Source organism: Proteus sp. FZP2095 (assembly GCF_023701425.1).
In the GTDB taxonomy this organism is placed as follows: domain Bacteria; phylum Pseudomonadota; class Gammaproteobacteria; order Enterobacterales; family Enterobacteriaceae; genus Proteus; species Proteus cibarius.
The window spans coordinates 155,627-173,636 of record NZ_JAMQBJ010000006.1 but is presented as its reverse complement, the minus strand read 5'-3'; the positions used below and the strand labels follow the sequence as shown (position 1 = coordinate 173,636).

Sequence of the window (18,010 nt, the reverse complement as noted above, 5' to 3'; positions counted from 1 at the left end):
AACTTTCATTTCTGATGTGACTTTATTTTGATTTTTGTGATAAGCCACACTGCTTTTTTTACTTAGCTTACTATTCATATCAGAAAATAATCGTTTTGGGGGATTTTTCTGAAATTTAATTACGGCTTTAGTCTTATAAGAATGGCTAATATTCATGCTGTTCTAGCTCAATTTTAGCAAGAATAAGGACTTTTTTTCGTTTCTTATCTACTACGAAGAGTTTTTTACTAAAAAGGGGAAGATACGTGAAAATTTATCTGGTGAAAAATTTAGATGATTTTTTTTAATATTGATAAATTGTCTGGTCCGCTTTTTTGATTTTTAGCTAATTTCGCTGGTGGGGCTATAACTCGTGTTTCTATTTCATCGCTTATTTTTATTCTTTTTTACATTTTTACTAGATCACGATTTCCGATTAAGATTTTCATAAGATAAAAACGAATAAAGCGCTGAATATCAGCGCTTTAAATTAAGAATAACGAATTTTCTTTCAGTAAATTAAATTGTCTGTTGTAAATAATGTGGTTAATCGAATTGTACTCTTAATAACGTTCAAACACGTTGTAACCGTACTTCAACTTCCACTCAAGACGCTTAAATTTCACATCATGAGCTACTGACAAAAGTTCTCTTTAGCTTGATGGTTCACCTCCGTCATTTCATTTCTTAGTGGGACAATCTGTCTTACTACTTTTGACATCAATCGCTCCTTTGTGACTAGAGATAATTCAAGTATAGCTAAAGAATTTAAAAAAATTGGGTGATATGACACAAAAATGACAAAAGATTATCAGCAAAAAATAACCTGCTGATAATCTTTATAAAAGAGAAAAATTTGAATTACAGTAACTGAGAAAGGCGGTTTAAATCTGACTGAATTGCGCCTGCGGTCACGTCTCTGCCAGCTCCCGGCCCTCTGATCACAAGAGGGTTATCACGATACCAACGGCTTTCAATCGCAAATAAATTATCACCCGGTAATAGCGAGGCAAGAGGATGATCTTTTCTCACAGCTTCAACACCGACTTTTGCTTTACCATTAGCATCAAAACGGGCGATATAACGTAATACCATATCCATTTCATTTGCGGCAGCTAATCGTTGTGCCATTTGTTCATTGATCAATGCACTGTTATCAAAAAACTCTTCTAGCGATCCCGTTTCAGCTTGTACAGGTACTAAAGATTCAACTCGGACTTGTTCTGGCTCGATGTCATAACCAGCTTCGCGAGCAAGAATAACCAGTTTACGCATCACATCTTGCCCTGATAAATCGATTCGTGGATCAGGCTCGGTTAATCCTTGTTGCCAAGCCTGTTCCACCAGCTCACTAAAAGGCACTGTGCCATCAAATTGCAAGAATAACCAAGAGAGCGTGCCAGAGAAAATACCGCTAATTGATAAAATTGTGTCACCACTTTCACGCAAATCACGCACCGTATGATTAATTGGTAAACCCGCACCGACTGTTGCGTTATATAACCAATGGCGACCTGTTTTAGAAAAAGCATCTCGTGTGGCACGATAACGTAAACTTGAAGCCGAGCCAGCAATCTTATTTGCACTGATAACATGAAAACCGTAGCTAGCAAAATCTTCATAAGAGGCAGCAAGAGACTCATTAGCCGTAATATCAACAACCACTAAATCATCATAAGGGTGAGCTCTCATCCAAAGATACAGCGACTCTTCATTATGCTCTGTCGCTTCCTCATCAAAGAAAGCCAATGCACGGCTTGGGTTAATACCTTGATAATCAAGTAAACTACGACGGCTATCAACGACACCCGCAAGAATAAATTCAAAATCACTACGTGCTGACAAAGGCTCTTGTTCGCGAGCAAACAATTCTAACCAACGTGAACCAATATTTCCTTTACCAAACAGCACTAAGCCAATCTGTTTTTCAGCTCTAAATAGAGTTTGATGTAAACCTTGCAGTAGATGCTCGGTATAATTACGTAACACTGCAACTAAGCTGATGTTATCTTCAGCATGCCAAATAAATTCAACCGGTTGGTCTTTAAGTTGTTGATAGAAACGATGACAATGGAGTGGATTTTTACAAACACCTGCACCGACTAAAGCTACTAGTGAGAAGCCTTCTCGTAGATGTAATTTTCCCGGTAAAACCGCATCTTGTAATACATCTAATGCACTGTTAGCGACTTCACTGGTATAGCAAAGCTGTAAAAGTTGGCTGTCTTTATCAACACCCGTAGCTAAAGGACGGATTTGCGCACGTTTAAGTAATTCATCAACCTCTTTCGCCACTTGTTCAAAGTTTTGATGAGATGGAAGTTGGAGTTCAATCAAACAAACATCATCATGGCTAGTAACGATTTTAGCACCCGTACCTGATGCCAAAACACGTTCTATACGAGTTGAACCCTGTTCTGGTTGATAACTACAACGAAGTTGCAAATCAATATTACTGCCTGAAACGGGTTGAAGTGTACGTGTATGTAAAACCGGCGCGGCCAATCGAGCCAATTCGCTCGCTTCATCTAAACGCAACAATGGTAATAAACAAGCATCTTTTACTTTGCGAGGGTCTGCACTATAAACACCCGCAACATCACTCCAAATTGTTACTTTACCGACATCAGCTAAAGCACCTACTTGTGTTGCAGAGTAGTCGCTGCCGTTACGACCTAATAAGACCGTTTCACCTTGTTGGTTGCGACTAATAAAACCGGTTACGACAAAACGGCTTTCGGGATGTTTAGCTAATAGTGATTGTAATAATGGACGAGATAAAGTTTCGTTCACTTGAGGCTGAGCTGCTCTCTCAGCACATAAAAATTCACGCGCATCTAACCACACACTAGGTAAACCTTGCTCTGTAAGCAATTTCGCCATTAATCTTGCAGACCAAATTTCACCGTGACCGACAACTTCTGCATAAGTCGCGTCTGTAATCGGTTTATCCAACAAATAGCTTAAGCGTTCAAGATCAGCAATAAAGGCTTGAGAGAGTAATTCTGCATTCTCTTTTGAAAGTAACCCTTCAATTAAAGATAACTGGTAACGACGCAAAGTTTGCTGAACTTGATGGGCAGAAATACGATCACTTTGGCTAAGTTTCAGCCAGCTAATCAACTGATTCGTCGTCGAGCCCGCCGCAGAAACCACCATTAGGTCATTAGGTTGGCTATAGTTCGTCATGATATTCACGACACGTTGATAACATTTTATGTCCGCAAGACTGCTACCACCGAATTTATGTAACTGACGGCAAATCGGCTCCGCCTGTTGTTTAATCGCCACTACGCTCATGATCCATGGTTACCTTTTAGTTGCTGCATCAAACGCACTTTGCAAATCGTTGATTAAATCCTGACTATCTTCAATACCCACCGAGATACGAAGTAATGAGGGGCTGATCCCTGCTATTTTTTTCGCTTCTTCTGACATACCTGCATGTGTCATGGTGGCAGGGTGACAAATTAAGGTCTCTACCCCACCTAAAGATTCTGCCAGTGTAAAGAGTGTTAATTGAGATAAAAAGAGTTTAATCACATCCAATCCCCCTTTTAACTCAAAACTTAACATCGCACCGAAACCTTGTTGCTGTTTTTTTGCTATTTGATGACCAACATGATTTTTCAGTGCGGGGTAATACATTTTTTCGACTAAAGGCTGTGTTTGTAAAAACGCCACTAATGCCTGTGCATTTTCTTGTTGAAGTCGAATTCGAGGCACTAATGTTCTTATACCTCTTAATAATAAATAGCTATCAAATGCGCCAGAAGTGACGCCAATATTATTCGCCCACCAGCTTAGCTCCTCAAGCTGTTTCTGACACTGACAGATAACAACACCTGCGACAATATCTGAGTGTCCATTGAGATATTTTGTACATGAATGCACAACAATATCTGCTCCTAATGCTAATGGCTTTTGCAAAACAGGGCTCATAAAGGTGTTGTCAGCAACCACTAGAGCACCTTGCTGATGAGCAAGCTCACTTATTTTTTGAATATCCGTTATTCTTAAAAGAGGATTACTTGGTGTTTCAATAAAAACAATTTTGGGGTGATGCGCTAAAGCCTGCTTAAGTGCGACATCATCATTTTGATCAACAAAAATCACACGGTAGGCACCACGCGCTTGTTGACTGTTAAAAAGACGATAACTTCCCCCATAACAATCATGAGGTGCAACAATCACATCGCCAGGTTTTAGAAAAACAGTGCAAATTAAATGAATTGCTGACATTCCACTACTAGTGACAACTGCGCCTACGCCACCTTCTAGCTCTGCTAATGCCTTTTGCACCATATCGCGTGTTGGATTACCTCGACGAGAATAATCATGATCGCGAGGCTGATTAAATTCTAAAAAATTATAGGTACTAGAAAGATAGATAGGCGGTACGACACAACCAAACTGAGTGTCTTCGTTTAGCCCATTATGGATAGCAATTGTTGCTGTTTTCTTCGTCATACAGGCACCTTGTCACAGCGATAAGTGGAGAAGTCTGCAACAGCATATCCAATTAGACACCAAGACGTCAATACATCTAGCCATCTAAACTCCTTTACGGATAGATTAAGTAATGGAATAATACGTGCATTGAGAATATCGCCAGTGACTATTACTTTTTCTCTCACCTTCAGCTAGAAGGGTCGGTGGTTTTAGAAAAGTCATGATAAACTGGTATTGCCCATCAGAATGTGGGTTAACCCTATTCTGACTTCAACTAAATGATATTAATTAAGGTAATCCATGGCTGAATGGAACGGTGAATATATCAGCCCTTACGCTGAGCATGGCAAAAAGAGTGAGCAAGTTAAAAAAATTACAGTTTCAATTCCATTGAAAGTGTTGAAAATTTTGACTGATGAACGCACTCGCCGTCAGGTTAATAACCTAAAACATGCAACCAATAGTGAATTATTGTGTGAAGCATTTTTGCACGCATTTACCGGACAGCCTCTCCCAAATGATGAAGACTTACGTAAAGAACGTAACGATGAAATCCCTGAAGAGGCAAAAGAAATAATGCGCCAGCGCGGGGTTGATCCCGATACTTGGGAGTATTAATCAGCGTCAATTTTTGACTTATTGCTTGATTAACACGAACAAAAAAGCCCAAAGCAAAAACTTTGGGCTTTTTTTCAATTCCGAACTGTCTGCAAGATGCCAGGCTAGGCTGACATCTTGTGACAACAAATATCTTATTTGCTGCCTGGAATTTTGAAGCGTTTGTTGAACAGATCAACACGACCACCAGTTGCAACATCACGTTGTTTACCAGTATAGAATGGGTGGCATTTGTCACAAACGTCCAGATTCAGGTTATGACCTGCAGTGGAGTTAATTTTCATAACGTTACCGCAAGAGCAAGATGCAGTAATTTCTTCGTATTTAGGATGGATATCTTTTTGCATGGAAAACCTCTACTAAGGCCGTGTCGCCATTCAGCCCACAGCCGAACACCACACGTCGTGTTGATTGAAATTAAGTGTTTGGTAATTTATCTACCAAAGGGGGCGGATCATACAGAATATCCACTAAACGCGCAATGAAATCTGCACACTTTTTGTGATATTCTTAAGGTCACCTTTTCGCTAAAACTCTCGGAACCCCTGATATGACTATAGTTCAGGTAATTTTACCTGTACCACTGTTCTCCTCTTTTGATTATCTGTTACCAGAAGGGATCGACACGCCTGTTGTTGGCAGTCGAGTGATCGTGCCTTTTGGCAATAAACGTCGCTCTCTTGGTATTGTCAAAGGACTCAGTACACACAGTGAGTTTCCTATCGAAAAGCTAAAGCCTATTGATGAAGTCCTTGATAGCGAAACACTCTTTCCGGGGGTTCTATGGGATATGTTAAATTGGGCATCCGCTTACTATCACTATCCTTTGGGAGAAGTGTTATTTCACGCTATGCCAATTTTATTACGGCAAGGGAAACCCGCAGAATTCACCCCATTATGGCAATGGTATGCCACAGAAGAAGGGATTAATCTCGACCTCAATAGTTTAAAAGGGGCGAAAAAACAGCAACAAGCCTTAGCAGCCCTTCGCCGTACACCGTTATATCGCCATCAACTTGATGAATTTGAGATCACAACAGCAACACTCAATAACTTAAAAAAGAAAGAGTTTGCCGATCTCCGACCTATTCAACCGACGCCTATACACTGGCAAAACAGTCTTGCTGTTCAAGGTGAACGCTTTAAATTAAACACAGAACAAGCTATTGCCGTAGGAGCAATCACTGCCCAGGCCGATCAATTCTCACCTTGGTTATTATTAGGTATTACAGGATCAGGAAAAACGGAAGTTTATTTAAGTGTTTTAGAAAAAATTCTCGCACAAGGTAAGCAAGCCTTAGTTCTAGTGCCTGAGATTGGCTTAACACCTCAAACAATTCGCCGCTTTAAGGCTCGCTTTAATGCCCCAGTAGATGTGTTGCATTCTGGTTTAAATGATACGGAACGCTTAGCTGTTTGGTTACGTGCAAAGCGAGGTGACAATGCCATTATTATCGGTACGCGTTCGGCACTTCTAACCCCTTTTCAGCATCTTGGCATTATCATTATCGATGAAGAGCATGATGGCTCTTATAAACAACAAGATGGTTGGCGTTACCATGCACGTGATCTCGCCGTTTTTCGTGCAAAGCAAGAAAATATTCCTATCGTAATGGGAACCGCAACCCCATCAATTGAAACCAGTTTTAATGTTGAGCAAAAGAAATATCAACAACTCACACTAACTCAACGTGCAGGTAATGCAAAACCTGCAACAGAGCATTTAATTGATTTAAAGGGGCAACCTCTGACAACGGGATTGTCTCCAATTCTTATTAAAGCGATAAAAGAGCACCTTAATGCAGGTAACCAAGTGATGCTCTTTTTAAATCGCCGTGGATTTTCTCCTGCATTGTTATGTCATGAATGTGGCTGGATAGCAGAATGTCCTCGCTGTGATCACTATTACACTCTCCATCAAAAACATGGCATGTTACGTTGCCATCAATGTGATAGTCAGCGACGAATTCCAGCACAATGTCCACAATGTGGCTCAACGAATTTAATGCCGGTAGGATTAGGAACAGAACAACTTGAGCAAGGGATTGGTGAATTATTTCCTGATACGCCAGTGACGCGAATTGATAAAGATACAACAAGCCGCAAAGGCGCTTTAGAGCAACAGCTGGAAGATATTTATCAAGGTGGTTCACGTATTCTTATCGGTACACAGATGTTAGCCAAAGGGCATCACTTTCCCGATGTCACCTTAGTGGCTTTGCTTGATGTGGATGGCGCTCTGTTCTCCAGTGATTTTCGTGCAGCCGAACGCTTTGCTCAGCTTTATATACAAGTGTCAGGTCGTGCTGGCCGTGCAGGTAAACAAGGCGCGGTATATTTACAAACTCACCAGCCTGATCACCCTCTTTTGCTGACATTATTAGAAAAAGGCTATGAGGCTTTTACTAAAGAAGCTTTACAGGAGCGACAAGCAACTTTTTTACCTCCTTATTCGAGCCATATCATGATCCGCTCTGAAGATCACAATAATCAACGTGCGCCTCAGTTCTTGCGACAACTCAAACAGTTTTTTGAACAACATCCAATGCGAGACACTAATTTGTGGGTAATGGGGCCCGTTCCTGCAATTCAAGCTAAACGAGGTGGAAATTATCGTTGGCAATTATTGCTCCAGCATCCTTCTCGGGGTTATTTACAAAAATTAATGTCTGTCACTTATCCTCAAATTGTCGCCTTACCTGAGAGTAAAAAAGTGAAATGGAATATTGACGTCGACCCAACAGATTGTTAAGTGTCTTTTTCAACCTAAGTTGAATGTATTTTAGCCAGACGTATGTTGAGGGTATAGCTTCGCTCGAATACTCGTTACCACCCAAGACTATTTATCAATTTTGCGAACTACCTCATAAAAACGATTGGTATCACACTTTTTATGCAAACTAGGTAACAGAATCTATTTAAAAAGCGGGTAGAATAACAATTTAGAATATTTCTTGAATTAAAAACCGTCGATAAAATCCTTTTTTGAATATTGGCGGTTTTTTTGCAATAAAAAAGCAATCGTTTAACTAAACCATCCAAAAGGGAGGTATGGGGTTTGCAACAGAATAATAAAGATAATACGCAAGCAACAATGAAAGATGTTGCCCTTGCAGCCGGCGTGTCCACAGCAACTGTGTCACGTACTTTAATGAATCCGGAAAAAGTATCCTCACAAACCCGTCAGAAAGTTGAACAGGCTGTTCTTGATGTGGGCTATTACCCGCATAACCTGTCAAAGAACCTTAAGCGTAACGAGTCAAAAACGATCCTTGTGATCGTACCTAACATCAGCGATCCATTTTTTACTGATGTTGTGTGTGGCATCGAAGAAACCGCTGCACAACATGGCTATCTCGTGTTAATTGGTGATTGTAAGCATCAGCAAAAACATGAAAATGCCTTTATTAATCTTATTATTACCAAACAAATTGACGGTATGTTACTTCTTGGCTCACACATCCCTTTTGATGTTTCCAAAGAAGAACAGAAAAATTTACCACCGATGATCATGGCAAATGAGTTTGCACCTGAACTCGAATTACCTACCGTCCATATTGATAATCTCACTGCATCTTTTAGAGCAACACACTATTTACAGCAAATGGGTCATAAGCGTATTGCCTGTATTACAGGCCCTGAAGATATGCCTTTATGCCGTTATCGCTTGCAAGGCTATATTCAAGCTATGCGTAGAACGGGCGTACCTTTGCGCGAAGATTATATTATTCGTGGTGATTTTACCCATGAAAGCGGTGCAGAAAGTCTGAAAAAGCTGATTTCTTTACCTGAACCACCGACAGCTGTGTTCTGTCATAGTGATATTATGGCAATTGGCGTTATGTGGCAGGCGAAAAAATTAGGATTGGAACTTCCTAAAGATCTCTCTGTGATTGGTTTTGATAATCTTGATATTACACGTTATAGCGAGCCTGCTCTGACAACAATGGAACAACCTCGTTATCAGATTGGTCGTGAATCTATGTTGTTATTACTTGACCAATTACAAGGTAGGCCTGTCGCACCAGGCTCTCGCTTATTAGATTGTGAGCTAATTATAAGAGATAGTGTCTGTCGGCTTAAAAGCTAGGCAAAACACACTATGTTAAGTAACATATCGTTTGTGATACCTATTCCTTTAATTATCAGCGAATCGAACTGTGGCACAACGAGACTATGTGGGACGAGGGCAGACATCTGCTCGTCGTAAAAAGGCAACGAAAAGTAAAAGCAAAAAGGCTGCTAAAGGGCTGCCTTTAACAACGCTTATCGCGGCAATCGCTATTGTGGCGCTGTTTATCGGCGGCCTCTATTTTATTACACATAATAAAAAAGAAGCCGTAGAAACAACGCCGACTATCACTGGGCAACATCCAGCGAATAGCCTACCGCCCAAACCTCAAGAGCGTTGGCAATATATTAAAGAATTGGAAAATCGTCAGGTAGGTACGCCTTTACAACCTGAATACCCTTCATCGGGTAGCCAGATTAATCCGAAAGCAACACTTTCACCTGAGCAGTTGCGTTTTTTACAACAAATTGAAGCGGATAAGCGTCAACCTGCCGTTCAACTACCAGAAGTGCCTTACAATGGTGAAGTACCTCGCTCACAAGTGGTTGTAACACCACCTGCAATAACAACACCTTCTGTTACACAACAGCCTGTACAAACTCAACAACCGCAAGCACCTGCGATTGTTACACCGCCTAAACCTGCTGTCACTGAAGCAAACTTTTTAGTGCAATGTGGCTCATTTAGAAATACCGAACAAGCTGAATCAGTAAGAGCAACACTAGCTTTTTCTGGTGTTGAAAGCCGAGTAACAAAAGGCAATGATGGTTGGATCCGCGTTTTATCAGGCCCTTACAATAAAGGAAAAGCCAACTCAGTGAGTAAACAAGCAGCTGGAGCTGGCGTATCAGGTTGTATTCTTCGCTCTTCTGGGGGTTGAAAAATAAATTTTCTCCCCCACCTATAATTCTAATTCACACAACGGGCCGTGCTTTATCTTAAATAAAGGCACTTCCCGTCTCATTTTTTTATTGATTAAACCAGGGGCTGACTCATGACTACAATCGTAAGTGTTCGCCGTAAGGGCCAAGTTGTAATCGGTGGTGATGGACAGGCGACGATGGGTAATACCGTCATGAAAGGCAATGTTCGCAAAGTACGCCGTCTTTATAACGACAAAGTCATTGCGGGATTTGCTGGCGGCACTGCTGATGCTTTTACTCTTTTTGAACTGTTTGAGCGCAAATTAGAACTTCACCAAGGGCATTTAACGAAAGCTGCGGTAGAACTTGCTAAAGATTGGCGCACAGACAGAATGCTACGCAAATTAGAAGCGTTGCTTGCTGTTGCAGATGAAAATACATCTCTTATCATCACGGGTAATGGTGATGTGGTTCAACCAGAAAACGATTTAATTGCTATCGGTTCTGGTGGCCCTTATGCACAAGCAGCGGCTAGAGCTATGCTAGAAAATACTGAACTCTCTGCACGAGAAATTGCTGAAAAAGCACTTAGCATCGCTGGAGATATCTGTATTTACACTAACCATAATGTCAACTTTGAAGAACTCTCTTCAAAAGAGTAAGGATTAGAGAGCATGTCTGAAATGACTCCTCGCGAGATTGCCAGCGAACTTGATAGATTTATTATTGGTCAAGATAAAGCGAAACGTGCTGTGGCGATTGCCCTACGTAACCGCTGGCGTCGTATGCAGCTTGATGAAGCGCTGCGTCATGAAGTAACACCTAAAAATATTCTGATGATTGGACCTACTGGTGTAGGTAAAACTGAAATTGCACGCCGTTTAGCAAAATTGGCAAACGCACCTTTCATCAAAGTTGAAGCGACGAAATTCACCGAAGTGGGTTATGTGGGTAAAGAAGTCGATTCTATTATCCGTGATTTAACCGACTCTGCGGTTAAAATGGTACGTAGCCAAGCTATTGATAAAAATCGTTTCCGTGCTGAGGAAATGGCTGAAGAGCGTATCCTTGATGTACTGATCCCACCAGCAAAAAATAACTGGGGTGTAGCAGAGCAAGCATCAGAACCATCAGCTGCACGTCAATCTTTCCGTAAAAAATTACGTGAAGGCCAATTAGACGATAAAGAGATTGAAATTGAGTTATCTGCAACACCAATGGGTGTTGAAATTATGGCTCCTCCAGGAATGGAAGAGATGACTAACCAATTACAATCTATGTTCCAAAATTTAGCAGGTCAAAAACAAAAAGCGCGCAAGATGAAAATCAAAGATGCGTTTAAGCTTATTGTTGAAGAAGAAGCCGCTAAATTAGTTAACCCTGAAGAGCTTAAACAGCAAGCTATTGATGCGGTAGAACAACACGGTATCGTCTTTATTGATGAAGTAGACAAAATCTGTAAACGTGGCGGACAAAGTTCTGGCCCTGACGTTTCTCGTGAAGGTGTACAACGTGACCTCTTACCACTGGTTGAAGGTTGTACAGTTTCAACAAAACACGGTATGGTAAAAACAGACCATATTCTATTTATTGCATCAGGCGCTTTCCAAGTTTCAAGTCCTTCTGATTTAATTCCTGAATTACAAGGACGTCTGCCAATTCGCGTTGAACTTCAAGCGCTGACAGCAGAAGATTTTGAGCGTATTCTAACTGAACCTAATGCATCATTAACAAAACAGTATGAAGCATTAATGGCTACCGAGGGTGTGTCCATTAGCTTTACCGAAGACGGTATTCGCAAAATTGCTGAATCAGCATGGCGCGTAAACGAAACCACTGAAAATATCGGTGCTCGTCGTTTACATACTGTTTTAGAGCGTTTGATGGAAGAAATTTCCTATGATGCAAGTGAACGTCAAGGTCAATCAGTATTGATTGATGCAGAATATGTGAAACAGCATCTGGATGAGCTTGTAGCAGATGAAGATCTGAGTCGATTTATTTTATAATCAACTTGTGCGATCCTTATCAGCAATATTTACGTGGGAGGCTTGCCTCCCATTCTTATTTTTATAATAACAACGAACATGAGTATCGAATTTCAGCATGAGCTCTCTAAATTCCACTAGCCGGACTCAAGCCTGGCTTGAAAGTTTACGACCCAAAACACTCCCTTTAGGGTTAATTGCCATTGTGACAGGTTCAGCATTAGCGTATTGGATGGGTCATTTTGAGCTACCTATTGCACTGCTTGCTATATTAACAGCGGGAACGTTACAAATCCTATCGAACCTTGCTAATGACTATGGTGATGCCGTAAAAGGTACGGATACTGAAGAGCGTTTAGGGCCACTTCGTGGAATGCAAAAAGGCATGATAACAGCGGCTCAAATGAAAAAAGCGCTGATCCTAAATGTTATTATTTCCTGTATCTGTGGTATTGCACTGATTATTGTCGCCTGTAAAAAGCCTGAAGACGCTATTGGCTTCTTAGTGATGGGTTTACTCGCTATTGTTGCCGCTATTACTTATACCGTGGGTAAACGGCCTTATGGATATATGGGACTGGGTGATATTTCTGTTTTAATTTTCTTTGGCTGGTTAAGTGTCATCGGAACTTATTACTTGCAATCGAATACCTTTGATATTGTTACTCTACTTCCAGCCACAGCCTGTGGTTTACTTTCTGTCGCTGTTCTAAATATTAATAATATGCGCGATTTAGAAAGTGATATTCAGGCAGGTAAAAATACATTAGCTGTTCGTTTAGGCCCTGCTGGCTCACGTACTTACCATACGTGTGTTATTTTTCTCTCTATTGCTTGCTTAATTATCTTTACCCTACTTTATATGCACCGCTGGACAGCGTGGTTATTTTTACTCGCAACCCCAATGCTTTTATTGCATATCAAGCGTGTAAATGCCGATCACTCTGGTGAGGCGATGCGCCCTCTACTCGAACACATGGTAAAAGCAGCACTGCTAACTAACGTTCTTTTCTCTTTAGGTTTAGTTTTAGAATAATTTCACTCGATTGTTGATTTGACTCACTGAATTTTCAGTGAGTCTTTTGCCAACCGCCCCTGTTAAGGGATATACTGGGATTTCCTGTGGCAACCTGACGTAATCTCCTATGAAATATGATACTTCTGAACTCTGTGATATCTATCAAGAAGATATCAATGTCGTAGAACCGCTTTTCTCAAACTTTGGTGGTCAAAGTGCCTTTAACGGGCAAATCATCACCGTTAAATGTTTTGAAGATAATGGCCTGCTTTATGACTTACTCGAAGAAAATGGCAAAGGCCGTATTCTTTTGGTCGATGGCGGTGGCTCTGTACGTAAAGCCTTAGTTGATGCTGAACTAGCGCAACTCGCTGTTTCTAATGAATGGGAAGGCATTGTCGTTTATGGTGCAGTACGTCAAGTTGATGCATTATCAGAGCTTGATTTAGGTATTCAAGCGATGGCAGCTATCCCGGCAGGTTGTCCAAGTGAAGGCATTGGTGAAAGTGATATCCGTGTTAACTTCGGGGGCGTTACCTTCTTCTCTGGTGATTATCTTTATGCTGATAACACAGGGATCATCTTATCTGAAGAGCCATTAGGCTTAGATGAAGATTTGATTGAAGTGTAATTATTACTTTTTATCTGCGTTCTTACGATTTCAATACTCAAAAGCCACCAAAAGGTGGCTTTTGTTTTCTTAGGCTTTAAGCAAATAAAGACAATTATTGCACGTCTTCCATTTTGCCTAACAGTGCGCGTAAACGCTCTTGCCAGCTTGATTGCTCTTGTTTCAGCTCTTCATTTTCACGAACCAGAGCTTCGCGCGATCCTTTCGCTTCTTGAACTTCTTGGTTCAGCGCATCATTTTTTTCTTTTAGCTCTTCGATTTCCATCTGTAATAACGTGATGGTATCAATTGCTTGTTGTACTTTTGATTCTAACTTCTCGAAAACTTCAAATGACATACTGTAATCCCCCATATAATCGATACTTCCGATTGTAAGTAGCCTATCAACAACTGTCTAGCATCTTCCGAGGAATTACATTCTTTTTTCAATTTATCAAAAACACTGGTCAGATCACATTACAAATGTCGATCAAGTCACTAATTAAGAGCGTTTTCACTCATTTTCTTGATGAGACACACAAATTTCAATTTCGCTTATTCTCGTTTACGCTCATTAACGATAAATTCACAGTTATCTTTTCAATTCGAAAAGAATACTAACAATAAATAACCCTCTTTCAGGATAGAATATATGAGCCAGACGAAAACCTCTCTTATGGGTCAATGCATTTCTGAATTTATCGGAACTGCGTTGCTAGTCTTCTTTGGTCTTGGTTGTGTTGCTGCAGTACGTATTGCAGGTGCTCAACTGGGATTGTGGGAGATAAGTATTATCTGGGGGCTGGGTGTTGCCTTAGCCGTTTATCTTACCGCCGGCACCTCTGGTGCACACCTGAACCCTGCTGTTACCGTTGCGTTTTGGCTATTTGCTTGCTTTGAGCGCAGAAAAGTTGTTCCTTATATTATTGCACAAATGTTAGGTGGCTTCTTTGCCGCAGCCATTGTGTATTTTATGTACTACAACGTTTTTCTCGACTACGAGCAAGTTAATGGCATTGTTAGGGGCTCACAAGAAAGTCTCTTCACTGCCGGTGTATTCTCTACTTATCCCGCAGCTCAAATTTCCGTTGCACATGCCTTTGTTGTCGAAGTTATCATTGCCGTTATCCTTGTTGGCTTAATTTTAGCCTTAACTGATGATGGTAACGGTGTCCCTAAAGGCCCATTAGCACCTTTATTAATTGGTATCTTAATTGCCGTAATCGGTGGTGCATTTGGTCCACTAACTGGATTCGCCTTAAACCCAGCTCGTGACTTTGGTCCAAAACTGGTTGCGTACTTTGCTGGCTGGGGTGATATTGCGCTGACCGGTGGACGTGATATCCCTTATTTCTTAGTTCCAATGATTGCTCCATTTATCGGTGGTATCTTAGGTGCATTGGCTTATCGTAAATTAATTGGCCGCCACTTACCTTGCGATACCTGCAAAATCGAAGACGATAAATAAAACTAAGAGCAATATTGTTGATTATCAGAACAGGTTACTAACATGACAACAGAAACAAATACATCGAATACCGAGAAAAAATACATTGTTGCGCTGGATCAGGGCACAACCAGTTCACGCGCCGTAGTCATTGATCACGATGCAAATATCGTCAGTATCTCACAACGTGAATTCACCCAAATCTATCCTAAACCAGGCTGGGTTGAACACGATCCAATGGAAATTTGGGCAACACAAAGCGCTACCTTAGTTGAAGTATTAGCAAAAGCAGATATTCCATCCGACCACGTTGCTGGTATTGGTATCACAAACCAACGTGAAACCACTATTGTATGGGATAAAGAAACCGGTAAACCTGTTTATAATGCGATTGTATGGCAATGCCGTCGTACTGCGGATTTCTGTACTCGCTTAAAAGATAAAGAAGGTGTTGAAGAATATATTCGTCAAAATACGGGTTTGATGGTTGACCCTTATTTCTCTGGTACAAAATTAAAATGGATCCTCGACAACGTCGAAGGCGCTCGTGAAAAAGCCGAAAAAGGTGAATTGTTATTCGGTACTGTCGATACTTGGTTAGTTTGGAAAATGACACAAGGCCGCGTTCACGTTACTGACTTTACTAACGCCTCTCGTACCATGTTATTTAATATCCACTCTTTAGATTGGGATCAAAAAATCCTCGACCTGCTGGATATTCCTCGCAATATGCTACCAAAAGTGGTGGCATCTTCCGAAGTTTATGGCCAAACAAACATTGGTGGTAAAGGTGGTACACGTATTCCTATCGCAGGTATGGCGGGTGACCAACAAGCTGCACTCTATGGCCAACTTTGCGTACAAAGCGGTATGGCGAAAAATACCTATGGTACAGGTTGCTTCTTACTGATGAACACAGGTAAAGAAGCCGTTCGCTCTAATCATGGCTTGTTAACAACAATCTGTTGTGGTCCTCGTGGTGAAGTAAACTATGCTCTAGAAGGTGCAGTATTCGTTGGTGGTGCTTCTATTCAATGGCTACGTGATGAGCTAAAACTGATCGATGAAGCCACTGACTCTGAATACTTCGCAACAAAAGTTAACGATACAAATGGTGTCTATGTTGTTCCTGCATTTACAGGTTTAGGTGCACCATATTGGGATCCGTATGCGCGTGGTGCTATTTTTGGTTTAACCCGTGGTGCTAACCGTAATCACATTATTCGTGCAACTTTAGAATCTATTGCTTATCAAACACGCGATGTTCTTGATGCAATGCAAGCCGATTCAGGTGCGCGTTTACAATCACTGCGTGTGGATGGTGGCGCTGTTGCTAACAACTTCTTAATGCAGTTCCAATCCGATATTTTAGGTACTCGTGTAGAGCGCCCTGTTGTCCGCGAAAGTACCGCATTAGGTGCCGCATTCCTTGCGGGTCTTGCTATCGGTTTCTGGAGTGATTTAGAAGAAGTCAAAAACAAAGCGGCGATTGATAAAGAATTCCGCCCTGGTATTGAAACCACTGAGCGTAACTATCGCTATAACGGCTGGAAAAAAGCGGTTGCTCGCGCTCAAGAGTGGGAAGATCGCGGTTAATTGCAGTAAAACAGTTTGAGAGAGAAGTAGCCTAGGCTACAAAACTAAAATGCCGAGATTTTTATCTCGGCATTTTTTATTTAACTTACTGTATCAGTCAATTAAATAGTATGTTCTTCATGGCTAAAACGATGAGCCAAAGGAAGCCAACAAAGCATAATAGCCACTGACATAGCAAACATAATCAACCCTAAACTAAATTGGTTATGCTGTGGCAATAAAGCTGAAAACCATGTTGCTACACCTGAACCCACATTTTGTAAACCACCCACCAGCGCACCAGCTGAACCGGCCAAATAAGGGAATGGCTCCATCGCACCAGTTGTTGCTAATGGGAATAACATACCTGCACCAAAGAAAAACAGCGCCGCTGGCACCAGTAATGTCCAGATATTAATAATATTTAGCCAACCAGGGATCCACATTAAAATACCCGCAGATAAACAACAAAAAACAGAGTGCCACATCAGTTGTACAAAGGTTTTACCTTCACGACCAGCATACCAAGCCCCAAAAAATGCCGCCGGGATCGGTAAAATAAATAATATACTGATAGTAATACTATTTAATCCTAGCACTCCCCCCATTAATACACCGCTTGATGCCTCAAAAACGGCAATACCGGATAATGCGCAAATCAACATAATCAAAAATGCACTGAAGGTACTATTTGAAAGCAGCAAGTAAAATGATGATAGCATCTTACGTTTTTCAACTTGTACTGGGCGCGTTTCTGGCATCCAACGATACATACAGAAAAGAACGCTACTTCCCAATAATAATAGGAAGATATAACACGCATGCCAGCCAAAAAAGTGAGCAACAACACCACCAATCATCGGCGCTAATAATGGGCTAACTAAAACACCCATATTTAATAAGCTATTAGCGTAACGCAATGCAGTTCCTGTATATAAATCACGAGGTTGAGTACGTGTCATGACACCGGCAACACCTGTTCCCATCCCTTGTAAGGTACTTGCAATAACCAGTGTGGTTAAATTTTGCGAGAAAATTGCCACCAGCGTTGATAAACAAAAGATCGTCATTCCGACTAAAATAACAGGACGGCGCCCTACTTTGTCGGAAATAGGTCCATAAATTAGCTGTGAAAAACCATAAGAAAAAAGATAGGCACCCATGACTTGCTGTACCGCCCCAGTGGGTTCACCAAAGTAAACCGCCATATCAGCAATAACAGGAACATAAATAGTTTGAGTCATTTGACCCACAGCAACCAGTGCAATTATCAATAATAATAAATTTGCATGTTCTAACTTTCTCATTTCTTTTCTTTGCTCAAGAATTTCAGATAAATAAATTAACGGACAGGCGTACACCACAGAGAATTTATAAAAATAAACTCT

Annotated in this window: 15 protein-coding genes; 10 read left to right on the top strand and 5 right to left on the bottom strand. The window is 41.0% G+C overall.

Translation table 11 applies throughout. The features are described from left to right. Nucleotides 1-840 precede the first annotated feature (840 nt). Nucleotides 841-3,279 carry a bifunctional aspartate kinase/homoserine dehydrogenase II gene (locus tag NBG71_RS17895; protein ID WP_075672986.1) on the bottom strand — a complete coding sequence of 813 codons (2,439 nt, stop codon included), beginning with the start codon at nucleotides 3,277-3,279 and terminating at the stop codon, nucleotides 841-843. A gap of 9 nt (nucleotides 3,280-3,288) precedes the next feature. Next, complete coding sequence (metB, locus tag NBG71_RS17890; RefSeq protein ID WP_075672987.1) at nucleotides 3,289-4,449, bottom strand: cystathionine gamma-synthase; 1,161 nt, start codon at nucleotides 4,447-4,449, stop codon at nucleotides 3,289-3,291. 282 nt (nucleotides 4,450-4,731) lie between these two features. Between metB and metJ the strand changes: the two genes are divergently transcribed. Continuing rightward, complete coding sequence (metJ, locus tag NBG71_RS17885; RefSeq protein WP_006534139.1) at nucleotides 4,732-5,049, top strand: met regulon transcriptional regulator MetJ; 318 nt, start codon at nucleotides 4,732-4,734, stop codon at nucleotides 5,047-5,049. A 134-nt stretch (nucleotides 5,050-5,183) separates the two neighbouring features. Here metJ and rpmE read toward each other — a convergent pair whose 3' ends face one another. Beyond that, nucleotides 5,184-5,396, bottom strand: a complete 213-nt coding sequence (rpmE, locus tag NBG71_RS17880) for a 50S ribosomal protein L31 (protein ID WP_006534140.1) — start codon at nucleotides 5,394-5,396, stop codon at nucleotides 5,184-5,186. Between the two features lie 203 nt (nucleotides 5,397-5,599). Between rpmE and priA the strand changes: the two genes are divergently transcribed. The 7 genes from priA (at nucleotide 5,600) to rraA (ending at nucleotide 13,621) form a co-directional block, all read left to right on the top strand. Continuing rightward, nucleotides 5,600-7,801 carry a primosomal protein N' gene (priA, locus tag NBG71_RS17875; RefSeq protein WP_075672988.1) on the top strand — a complete coding sequence of 734 codons (2,202 nt, stop codon included), beginning with the start codon at nucleotides 5,600-5,602 and terminating at the stop codon, nucleotides 7,799-7,801. A gap of 306 nt (nucleotides 7,802-8,107) precedes the next feature. Further along, nucleotides 8,108-9,139 carry a DNA-binding transcriptional regulator CytR gene (gene cytR / locus NBG71_RS17870; protein ID WP_072064648.1) on the top strand — a complete coding sequence of 344 codons (1,032 nt, stop codon included), beginning with the start codon at nucleotides 8,108-8,110 and terminating at the stop codon, nucleotides 9,137-9,139. Nucleotides 9,140-9,209: 70 nt separating this feature from the next. Continuing rightward, nucleotides 9,210-10,001, top strand: coding sequence for an SPOR domain-containing protein (locus tag NBG71_RS17865; RefSeq protein ID WP_250917065.1), 792 nt, complete (start codon nucleotides 9,210-9,212; stop codon nucleotides 9,999-10,001). Between the two features lie 114 nt (nucleotides 10,002-10,115). Then, nucleotides 10,116-10,646 carry an ATP-dependent protease subunit HslV gene (hslV, locus tag NBG71_RS17860; RefSeq protein WP_006534149.1) on the top strand — a complete coding sequence of 177 codons (531 nt, stop codon included), beginning with the start codon at nucleotides 10,116-10,118 and terminating at the stop codon, nucleotides 10,644-10,646. A gap of 12 nt (nucleotides 10,647-10,658) precedes the next feature. Beyond that, the gene (hslU, locus tag NBG71_RS17855) at nucleotides 10,659-11,993 is read left to right on the top strand and encodes an ATP-dependent protease ATPase subunit HslU (protein ID WP_075672990.1); all 1,335 of its coding nucleotides are present in this window, start codon (nucleotides 10,659-10,661) and stop codon (nucleotides 11,991-11,993) included. 97 nt (nucleotides 11,994-12,090) lie between these two features. Next, entirely contained in the window at nucleotides 12,091-13,008 is a 918-nt protein-coding gene (locus NBG71_RS17850; protein WP_075672991.1) for a 1,4-dihydroxy-2-naphthoate polyprenyltransferase, read from the top strand. Nucleotides 13,009-13,117: 109 nt separating this feature from the next. Then, nucleotides 13,118-13,621 (top strand): ribonuclease E activity regulator RraA, encoded by a 504-nt coding sequence (gene rraA / locus NBG71_RS17845; protein WP_075672992.1) that lies wholly within the window; start codon nucleotides 13,118-13,120, stop codon nucleotides 13,619-13,621. A 94-nt stretch (nucleotides 13,622-13,715) separates the two neighbouring features. Here the strand turns inward: rraA and zapB are convergent, their stop codons facing one another. Then, nucleotides 13,716-13,958, bottom strand: a complete 243-nt coding sequence (gene zapB / locus NBG71_RS17840) for a cell division protein ZapB (RefSeq protein ID WP_036933299.1) — start codon at nucleotides 13,956-13,958, stop codon at nucleotides 13,716-13,718. A gap of 294 nt (nucleotides 13,959-14,252) precedes the next feature. On the opposite strand from zapB, the gene NBG71_RS17835 reads away from it, so the two are divergent. Then, nucleotides 14,253-15,068 (top strand): MIP/aquaporin family protein, encoded by an 816-nt coding sequence (locus NBG71_RS17835; protein ID WP_099659466.1) that lies wholly within the window; start codon nucleotides 14,253-14,255, stop codon nucleotides 15,066-15,068. A 42-nt stretch (nucleotides 15,069-15,110) separates the two neighbouring features. Then, nucleotides 15,111-16,643 (top strand): glycerol kinase GlpK, encoded by a 1,533-nt coding sequence (gene glpK / locus NBG71_RS17830; protein ID WP_075672994.1) that lies wholly within the window; start codon nucleotides 15,111-15,113, stop codon nucleotides 16,641-16,643. Nucleotides 16,644-16,744: 101 nt separating this feature from the next. On the opposite strand, the gene emrD is transcribed toward glpK, so the two are convergent. After that, complete coding sequence (gene emrD / locus NBG71_RS17825; RefSeq protein ID WP_075672995.1) at nucleotides 16,745-17,929, bottom strand: multidrug efflux MFS transporter EmrD; 1,185 nt, start codon at nucleotides 17,927-17,929, stop codon at nucleotides 16,745-16,747. Nucleotides 17,930-18,010: the final 81 nt, after the last annotated feature.

Coding starts and splice junctions, on each gene's coding strand:
- zapB (WP_036933299.1), bottom strand. CDS start 13,958: ATGTCATTTGAAGTTTTCGAGAAGTTAGAATCAAAAGTACAACAAGCA.
- priA (WP_075672988.1), top strand. CDS start 5,600: ATGACTATAGTTCAGGTAATTTTACCTGTACCACTGTTCTCCTCTTTT.
- rraA (WP_075672992.1), top strand. CDS start 13,118: ATGAAATATGATACTTCTGAACTCTGTGATATCTATCAAGAAGATATC.
- NBG71_RS17895 (WP_075672986.1), bottom strand. CDS start 3,279: ATGAGCGTAGTGGCGATTAAACAACAGGCGGAGCCGATTTGCCGTCAG.
- glpK (WP_075672994.1), top strand. CDS start 15,111: ATGACAACAGAAACAAATACATCGAATACCGAGAAAAAATACATTGTT.
- metJ (WP_006534139.1), top strand. CDS start 4,732: ATGGCTGAATGGAACGGTGAATATATCAGCCCTTACGCTGAGCATGGC.
- hslV (WP_006534149.1), top strand. CDS start 10,116: ATGACTACAATCGTAAGTGTTCGCCGTAAGGGCCAAGTTGTAATCGGT.
- NBG71_RS17835 (WP_099659466.1), top strand. CDS start 14,253: ATGAGCCAGACGAAAACCTCTCTTATGGGTCAATGCATTTCTGAATTT.
- NBG71_RS17850 (WP_075672991.1), top strand. CDS start 12,091: ATGAGCTCTCTAAATTCCACTAGCCGGACTCAAGCCTGGCTTGAAAGT.
- emrD (WP_075672995.1), bottom strand. CDS start 17,929: ATGAGAAAGTTAGAACATGCAAATTTATTATTATTGATAATTGCACTG.
- rpmE (WP_006534140.1), bottom strand. CDS start 5,396: ATGCAAAAAGATATCCATCCTAAATACGAAGAAATTACTGCATCTTGC.
- hslU (WP_075672990.1), top strand. CDS start 10,659: ATGTCTGAAATGACTCCTCGCGAGATTGCCAGCGAACTTGATAGATTT.
- metB (WP_075672987.1), bottom strand. CDS start 4,449: ATGACGAAGAAAACAGCAACAATTGCTATCCATAATGGGCTAAACGAA.